This is a genomic window from Pseudoalteromonas sp. S16_S37 (assembly GCF_014694405.1).
Lineage (GTDB): Bacteria > Pseudomonadota > Gammaproteobacteria > Enterobacterales > Alteromonadaceae > Pseudoalteromonas.
The window spans coordinates 22002-32018 of the sequence record NZ_JAAUWV010000018.1; the positions used below are offsets into that span (position 1 = coordinate 22002).

Sequence of the window (10017 nt, forward strand, 5' to 3'; positions counted from 1 at the left end):
TATTTTGCAGCAACTTGCAGCGCGCTGTACTGATCGTTGATGGGCACGGAATGAATACAAATATAGTAGCGTCCTTAGTCGCACTGGCTAAGACTCGTGGCAATGATGTCGCATATCAATATTTCTTCGATGATGACAAACCTTGTAAAACACTTACGTATGCTCAGCTAGATAGTAGAGCTAGGTTAATTGCATCAGGGCTTAAAGTTCATTTCAAAAAAGGTGACAGAGCGCTGTTGCTATATCAATCTGGATTTGAATTTGTCGAAGCTTTCTTTGCCTGTCTGTACGCCGGTGTAATAGCTGTTCCTGCTTACCCACCGAAAAAAAACCAAAATATAGACCGATTGCGCAACATTATAGAAGATGCTGGTGCGACGGGAGCTTTGACCACAGTCAAAATATCTGAAATTGCAGCTCCTTTGTTCGAAGCAGAAAAGAGTTTACAGTCTGTGCCTTTGTACACCACAGATGAACAGTTATCACAGTCGCACGAGCCTTTGTCTTGGCAAGATATAAGTATTGAGCCACACGATTTAGCGTTTTTGCAATATACATCAGGTTCGACCGGTACTCCAAAGGGGGTGATGGTCGATCACGGTAACATTATTGATAACGAACAGATGATGAAAGAGGCGTTTGGCCACGATGAGAATACGTCGATTGTCAGCTGGCTACCTCATTTTCATGATATGGGGCTCATTTTTGGTATTTTGCATCCGATTTTTATCGGCGCAAGCGCTGCCTTGATGAACCCGACATACTTTTTGCAAAAACCATTTCGTTGGCTAAAGCTGCTAAGCGACACCAAAGGTGTAACCTCTAGTGCGCCTAACTTTGCTTATGATTTGTGTGTTGACACGATAAAAGATGAACAGTTAGCAACGCTTGATTTGTCACATTGGCGCAGAGCGTTAAATGGTGCAGAGCCAGTTAGAGCAAGTACGCTTGAGCGTTTTTATAAAAAATTTAAAACCTGTGGTCTAAAACGGGCCGCAATATCGCCATGCTACGGCATGGCAGAAACAACGCTGTTTGTTACTGGTAGTAAATTAACTGATGGTGCAAAAGTATTACAACTTGATGCCCAGCAATTACAGCAAGGCAAAGCGCGAGTGCTCGTCGAAAATCGCCCTGATGAGCCATTTTGTGATTTAAGCTGTGATAACGCATCGGCTATCTATTATGCAATTTCGTGTGGTACTACTTGGCATAACCATGAAATAGCAATTGTTGATGCGCAAAGCAAACAACGATTGCAAGATGGCTATGTAGGGGAAATATGGATCAGAGGCACGAGTGTTGCAAAAGGTTATTGGCAACGAGCTGAACAAACCTTAGAAGTTTTTAATGGCTTCATAGATGCTGATGAGAAACACCCATACCTACGTACTGGCGATCTTGGATTTTTATATAAAGGCGATCTTTACGTTACTGGGCGTTGTAAAGACGTATTAATATTCAGAGGGAAAAACCACTATCCCCAAGATATAGAGCTCAGCGTAAGCCTCTCTCACGATGCTTTGGACAACAACGGCGGAGCCGCATTTTCTGTTACAACAGATAAAGGTGAAGAAGGATTGGTGGTTGTGCAGCAAGTCAAGCGCACCGCAATTAGAAAGCTGGATACCGACGCGGTATTTGCTGCAATGACGGCGGCTATCATTGAAAATCATGATATTAACCCCTACGAGCTGGTACTAATAAAACCTGGCCGTATTTTAAAAACATCCAGTGGCAAAATTCAGCGCCAAGAAAATAAACGTCACTATTTACAAAATTGCTTCGATACCATCGCGCGAACAAAAGTGGCTCAAAAAGAAAATAGCAACAAGCCAAAAACAGTTTCTAATCAACTGCTTGATTTACAAGAGTGGGTACAGCGCGCATTGAAAGATGTGATTGCTCAAGAGGTTGATAGACCCGCTGAGTCACTGGATGTTGATGCTACATTTCAGTCACTTGGCATCGATTCGATGAAGGCCGTACGCGTGTCTGGCGAATTGATGGAGTTACATGACATTGAACTTGAGCCAACGGTGCTATTCGAGTATCCAACGATTGCTCAGCTAGCGACTTATTTGTGTGAGTTTGAGCAAGTGCGGGGAGCTTTTTCAGGTTCAAGCCAAGATATCACAGTTGAAGACAAAGCTGCCAACAGTAGCCAGTCTAAATCGGCTGAGCAGGCGCACAACAATGACATTGCGGTGATTGGTATGGCGTGTCGATATCCTCAAGCAAATGGCTTAGAGGAATATTGGCAGTTGCTCTCACACATGCAAAGTGCGATTGCAAAAGCAAACCCATCACGCAAACAATTATGTCCTCAGTTCGACATGCAAAGGTTAGGCGGCTATCTCGAAGACATAGATTGTTTTGATCCAACGATGTTTTTTTTATCGCCAACTGAAGCCAAACACATTGACCCACAGCACAGATTACTACTTGAAACGGCCTATCATGCAATTGAATCGGCTGGGCTTTCGCCTGCTGCGCTTAATGGTGAAGAAGTCGGCGTATATGTTGGCATTTCTCAGAATGATTACTTTGGTGTTTCTAACCAAGTACAAGCTGAAAACCCTTACCTAGGTACTGGTACTGCGTTAAGTATTGCGGCAAATCGGCTTTCTTACACCTTCAATTTTACGGGGCCAAGTTTAGCAATTGATACCGCTTGTTCATCATCTTTAGTGGCATTACACCATGCGATGCAAGCTATGCGCAATGGTAAGTTGCCAATGGCAATGGTTGCAGGGGTTAACCTAATTTTAAGTGATGAGGTATCTAACGCTTGCCATAGTGCGCAAATGTTGTCACCGGATGGGTTATGTAAAACATTTTCTAACGGTGCCAATGGCTATGTGCGCAGCGAGGGAGTGGGTTGCATATTGCTCAAACCCTTTGCTCAAGCACTGGCAGACAAAGACCCAATCTATGGCGTGTTAAAAGGCTGTGCGCTTAACCAAGATGGACGCAGCAATGGCTTAACTGCGCCAAACGGTATTGCGCAGCAAAATGTGATCAAGGCGGCGCTTGCCGATGCGCAGTTATCGGCGAAAGACATTCAGTATGTGGAGGCTCATGGTACAGGCACAGAGCTTGGCGACCCAATTGAGGTATCTGCTTTAAACAAAGTGTATCGAGAAAAGCAAGAGAGTGTTGAGCCGTTGATCGTAGGCTCGGCAAAAGCCAATATTGGACATCTTGAGTCTGGGGCCGGTATAGCAGGGCTAATTAAAACCTTGCTATGTTTTGAACATCAACAGATCCCGGGCCAGCTTTATTGCGACGAGCTGAACTCGCATATTCCTTGGCATAAAATCGCAATTACGGTTAAAACTAAAACCACTGATTGGCCTCATCATGGCCAAAATAAGCTTCTGGCAGGGGTTAGTTCATTTGGCTTTGGTGGCACCAATGCTCATGTTATTTGCCAAAGCGCGCCTTCTCGGGGTAGCGACTCTATTGATTTAGAAGCGCATAGTTTGTCTTACATTTTGCCGTTAAATGCTAAAACGAGCGAATCGCTGATAGCCTTAGCTAAGCGCTATGGTAAACGGCTTGAAAGCCTTGATGCGGCGCAATTTGATGCACTCATACTGACTACTGCCCATAGCACCCCTTTGAAAAAGGCCATAAAAACAGCGGTATGCGCGGATACCAGAGCGCAGTTGGTTGAAAGCTTATTGCACTATAGTGAGCAGGTTGAGGAGCATCAAATCTCACCTAAAACGGTATTTTTGTTTACCGGGCAAGGTGCTCAGTACGCGTACATGGGTAAAGATTTATACGAAAGCCAAAGTGTGTTCAAAAGTGCAATAGATGAGTGTGACGTCTTATTACAGGGGGTTTTTGAACAGCGCTTAATTGAGGCGTTATACAGCGAAGAAAGTGCGCAGTTAATTAATCAAACCAAATGGACTCAAGTAGTGATCTTTGCCATTGAATATGCATTGGCAAAATTACTAATTAGCTTGGGTGTGAAACCCGATATGGTCATTGGTCACAGTGTAGGAGAGTATGCCGCAGCATGTATTGCTGGGGTCTTCAGTCTTGCTGATGCAATTAAACTGATATCGGCACGTGCAATATTAATGGATGGCCTTGAATCATGTGGTGCTATGGTATCGGCACGATGCGACGAACAATTGGCCAAAGCGTTGCTTCAACCTTACAAAAGTGAGGCTGCAATATCGGCATTCCATGGCCTAAGCGGTGTGGTGTTCTCAGGAAGCCAGCACGCGATTGATGCGATTTGTGAACAATTGAGCAATCGGGCGATTAAATTCAAAGCGCTAAATACGGCGAGAGCATTTCACTCACCGCTTATGCAGCCGATCCTCAATGATTTTGAAAAAGTGGTACAAAGCGTTCCATTGTCGTTACCTAACTGTGAGTTTGTCTCCTCAGTAACCGGCAAACTAGAACAACAGGCATTGTGCCAGCACAGTTATTGGGTTGAGCAAATAATCCAACCTGTTAAATTTGCCGATGCATTAAATGCGCTGCAACAGTTCGATTACTATTGCATTGTGGAAGTTGGACCAAAACCAGTATTGAGCACTTTAGTACAAGAGAATCGTCCAAAAGATAACTGCGAATTTATTGGTGTCCTTAACGCCAAGGGTAATGACAAGTCGCGCTTGCTTGGTGCAATTGCCAAGTTATTTGAACTAGGGGTGTCGCTCAACTGGCAAGCTATCTACCCGCAAACAGGGTTTATTCGCCAGCCACTACCTGCTTATCCTTTTGCCAAAGAGCGATATTGGATAGGCAGCAATGAAATAAGCGCGCCTTTATCTATCACTTCTCAGCCTGTTGCTGCTCAAGATCGTTCAGAAGCTATTCGTCAGTTTGTATTACTTACGTTATCTAAGCAGTTGTCGATCCCCGCTAATAACATTGATACGCATCAGCCGCTCCTAGAAATGGGCGTTGACTCGCTGATGATCATGCAGGCGGTTAGAACTTACGAGAAAGAATTCAAATTAGAGTTCAGTGTGAGGCAATTTTATGAAGAGCTTAGCACTGTAGAGCAGTTGGTCGATTATATAGCGCGCAATAGCGACTATTTAAACCAAACAAGTCAGCTTGAACTACCACAGCATTCAGAGCAAGAATCGCAGCAAGACAGAGTGTTAGCTAGTGAGCTCTCATTGGGGGAGCAAACAATCGCTGCGATTTGCCGTGAGCAACTTCAAGCGGCGGCAAGTGTAAACAATGAACAGGCAAGACTGAGTATTGAAGCGGTTGCGACAAAGCAGCTACAAATGTTGCAAGGCGCAAGTGTGAACTTTGCGCACACTGTTAAACCTGTAGAGCGTTATGCGCTAAGTGCGACTACAACGAGCGTTACTCAAAATGTCACTCAAAAGAGCAGTGTGTTACCCGGATTTCAAGCAAAACAGGTGATGGTGCAAAATGACAATGAGCAAATAAAACAGCACCAAGCAAATTTAGCCAGTCGCTATTGTGATAAAACACAAAGCTCAAAAAATTTAGTGAGTGCGCATCGGGCGCATTTGGCAGATTGCCGAGCATCTGCGGGCTTTAGACTCTCCAGCAAAGAAATGCTCTATCCGGTATTTGCAAAACGTTGCCAAGGCTCAAGAATTTGGGATATTGATGGAAATGAATATATTGATATAACCATGGACTTTGGGGTTAACTTATTTGGTCATAAGAGTGAGTTTATTACCCAAGCACTGTATGAACAAATCGATTCTGGGCTGCAATTGGGGCTAGCTAGTCCCCTTGCCTGTGAAGTGGCAGAGCTGATCAGTGAATTGACAGGTCTAGAGCGAGCAACATTTTGTAACTCAGGCACCGAAGCTGTAATGACCGCTGTACGCCTAGCGCGCACAGTGAATAAGAAAGATAAAATTGTGCAATTTAATGGTGCCTATCATGGCCACTATGACGGCACACTCGCTCATCCTACGCCAGATGGCAACCATGTTGAACCAATGTGCTCAGGCGTACGCCAAGGCGCCATTGCCGACAATATTGTCTTAGATTATGGCTCGGACGAAGCGCTTGAGGTGATCCGCCAAAATGCACATGCAATCGCAGCTGTATTGGTAGAGCCTGTGCAAAGTCGTCATCCAGAGCTTCAGCCATGGGGCTTTTTACATGCACTTAGAGCGCTGACAAAAGAGCTTGGTATAGCGTTAATATTTGACGAGATGATCACTGGCTTTAGAGCGCACCCAGGAGGCGTGCAAGCACTGCTTGGTATTGAAGCGGATATGGCGACCTATGGCAAAATCGTTGGCGGCGGGCTACCAATTGGAGTAGTTGCAGGCAGTGCTAAATATTTAGATGCCATTGATGGTGGTGATTGGCAATATGGAGATGGCTCTTATCCCAAAGTAGACACCACCTTTTTTGCCGGTACTTTCTGTAAACACCCCTTAGCGATGGCCAGTGCAAAAGCAGTACTGAGCGAAATCAAAAAACGCGGTGCGCAGTGCCAAGCAAAAATTGCGGATAAAACCACGTATTTAAAAACGACCTTGAATGAGTTTTTTGTAGAGCACGAAGTGCCCATCAGCATAGAGTCTTTTACGTCACTATTTCGTTTCAGATTTAATCAAAACTTGGATGTGTTCTTTTATGAAATGCTCAATCGCGGCGTGTTTATTTGGGAAGGACGTAACTGCTTTTTAAGTGATGCGCACAGCGACCAAGATGTTGAAGCGATAATTATAGCCGTGAAAGACAGTGTACTGGCCTTAAAATCCGCGGGGTATTTTGGCAGTGCAAGTGACACGACCACAGCAAACAACACAGACGGTACTTATCCACTAAATCAAGCGCAGCAACAGCTATTAGCGTTAGCGCTGCGCAGTGAACAAGGCGCTTTAGCATATCATTTACAAGGAACAGTTAAGCTTGTAGGGCAATTAGACGTTAATCGTTTAGTTGCGGTGGTTGAACGATTGCACGATGCCTTACCTATTTTGAATTATGGCGCAGATATTGACAATTTATGCCACAAGCAAATAGCAAGTAATACACCGCTTGTTCGCCTTGAGACGTGTTTAAGTAATGACGATATAAGTGCCAAGCTCTGTGAATTAAGATACCAGACATTTGATTTTGACTCACAGCCACTGGTCCGTTTTGTGTTAATGCAATCGCAACCTGATTGCCACTACTTGAGTGTGATTGCTCATCACTTGCTTTTTGATGGTATGGCAATCGCACAGCTTATTAATGCCATCGCCTTGGGTTACAACCAAAATGAGGGCGTTAATAAGCAGCAATTCATTGATTTTACAAACTATAATGAAGCGCTTAATGATTACTGCCAGTCCAGTCGTTATGCTCAAGATGAGCAATACTGGTTGGCACAGCTGTGCGGTATTGAGCCTCTCTCATTACCAGTTAAAACCAATGCATCAAATACAGGCAGTTACCAAGTTGAAGGCGTGAAATATGCTATTTCCCATCAGGCGATAGATAATCTTACAAACCTTGCTAAATCAATGGGCGTTGGCCAGTTTGCTACGCTTCTGGCTATGTACGTTTTGTGGTTAAACAGATTAACGCGGCAAAACGTTATTGCGGTGCTTATTCCTGTTTCTTGCAGGCAGCTACTTGCGAATAATTACGATAGTGACGAGCTAGACAGCGGTTTAATCGGTTATTGTACCAATATCTTACCAATCGTTGTTGATTGCGCGCCTCATACTACGGTGGGCGCTTTAGTTAAAGCTGTACAAACGCAGTTGCTGGATGCCTTCGAACATCAATATTACCCATATTCAGCGCTCGCTAACCAAGACTTGGGCTTACCTACCGTGATGTTTAACATGGATAAGGTACAAGTTTTGCCCGAGTTTGATGGGCTAAAAGCCAAGAGTATTGAAACCTTAGCCAAATATAACCAGTTCGAGTTATCTTGTAATATTACTTGCGTTGCGCAGCAATGGTCGTTACAGCTTGAATATAATAAAGACAAGTTTGATAAAGACTGGGTTGAGAACAATTTACACCAGCTAGTAGGGCTATTTGCTCAGCTCAAAGATTCAGATGTTCTTGCAGGTAAAGCGAGTTCATTACTCGATAACCAAGCTTATCAAGACGTATTGTTATCTCAGTACCAAAACGCTCAAGCGCCAATACAGCAACAGACATTTTTAGATGATTTTGCTGATACGGTGCAAAATTTTGCGCAAAAACCAGCAATAAGATGCGCAGAAACCCAGCTTAGTTACTTTGATTTAGATAAGCGTGTTAATCAAATGGCGCAGTACTTGTGTGCCAAGGGCTTAGCTGAAGGTCAGTTGGTGGCAGTTGCTTTGCCAAGGCGTAACGAATTGCTGATTAGCCTGTTAGCCGTGCTTAGAATTGGCGCTGGGTACTTGCCTTTAGATTTAGCCTATCCGAAAGAGCGGATTAAAGACATATTGGATGATGCGCAGGTTTCGCTGCTCATTTGCGATAGCACAACGGAGGTGAGTGAGCTGATAGAAACAGTCAGTTGTGATGTTATTAATTTGGATAACGAAACGCCAAATATAGAGATGCAACCAAGCGAAGCTCTGAGTAATCGTGTAAGCGCAGATCATACAGCCTACGTTATTTATACCTCAGGCTCTACCGGTAAGCCCAAAGGTGTTGAGATATCTCACGGAGCGCTTGCCAACTTGTTGCGCGCGATGCGCGATAAACCAGAAATGCGCAGTGATGACACCATGCTTGCAATCACCACGATAGCGTTCGATATTGCAATGCTTGAGTTATTTTTACCGCTCACTGTGGGGGCGCAAACCATAATCGCCACAGAGCAAATATGTAGTGACCCCGAGGCTATCATTGAACAGCTTGCCATTCATTCGGTAACACATATGCAGGCTACACCAACATTGTGGCGCTTGCTATTAAACACCGATAGTCGCTGTGTGGCAGGTCTAAAAGTGCTATGCGGTGGTGAACCACTAGATAAAGTGCTCGCAGAAAAAATGCTTAATGCGGGCGCTGAGCTTTGGAATATGTATGGCCCCACGGAGACGACAATATGGTCATCGGTGTGCCAAATAGAAAACCCCAACGAGATCACCATTGGAGCTGGCATTGCGAGCACGGGGCTGTATGTTATGGACGAACATGTCGAGCCTAACTCACTGCCTTTACCTATTGGGGTATGGGGAGAACTTTGGATTGCGGGTGGCGGTTTGGCCAAAGGGTACCTAAATCGCGATGACTTGACAGAGCAACGGTTTATAACGCATCAGTTTAATGAGCAGCTTAGTCAACGAGTTTATAAAACTGCAGACCGAGCGCGACGCCTCGCCAATGGACATATTGAGCTACAAGGTCGCCTTGACCAACAAGTTAAGCTCAATGGTCATCGTATTGAACTGACTGAGATTGAGTATCATATTGCACAAATACTTGGCACCAGCGATATAAAAGTATTGGTGATCAGTGACACCCAAACTGGCAGTATCTTGTGTGCCTATGGGGTGAACAAAAACAACTTATCATCTAATTGGACATTACCTAAGCTGCGTCAATCGCTTGCCAAATATCTACCCAATTACATGCTTCCAGAGCAGCTTTGTTGGCTGAATGAGTGGCCAACAACAGCCAATGGTAAGTTAGATGTTAAAGCGCTGCCAAAATCGCTAGCAGTGCAATCTGGTGAGCCTGCGCAACTTCATCCCCCTAAGACGTTGAGTGAAGAAAAGTTGTTGCAATACTTTGAGCATATTTTGAAAGTTACACCTTTTTGCACAACTCAGAGTTTTTTTGATGGTGGCGGCAACTCGGTATTAGCGATGCAGTTGGTATCTAATATTAATAAAGGCTTTGATATTCGAGTAACCGTTGCCGATGTGTTTGACTACCCAAGTGTATGCCAACTTGCACAGCGTATTGATGACCTTATGCAAGCCAGAGCAGCATCTGGTGCTGTGCCAAAAGTTCAGCAGGTGAGTGACATTATCAGTGGCAGGGATATTGGTGATGCCTTAGCCGATCAATCCATGACGGAGATGGACTTGTAAC

1 protein-coding gene is annotated in these 10017 nt (G+C 44.5%); it reads left to right on the top strand.

Annotated elements, in window-relative coordinates; genetic code table 11:
• Positions 1-50 precede the first annotated feature (50 nt).
• Entirely contained in the window at positions 51-10016 is a 9966-nt protein-coding gene (locus HC733_RS10215; protein ID WP_190364946.1) for a non-ribosomal peptide synthetase/type I polyketide synthase, read from the top strand.
• Position 10017: the final 1 nt, after the last annotated feature.

Bases quoted from the DNA above. Each gene is read 5' to 3' on its own strand.
- HC733_RS10215 (WP_190364946.1), top strand. From the start codon at position 51: ATGAATACAAATATAGTAGCGTCCTTAGTCGCACTGGCTAAGACTCGT.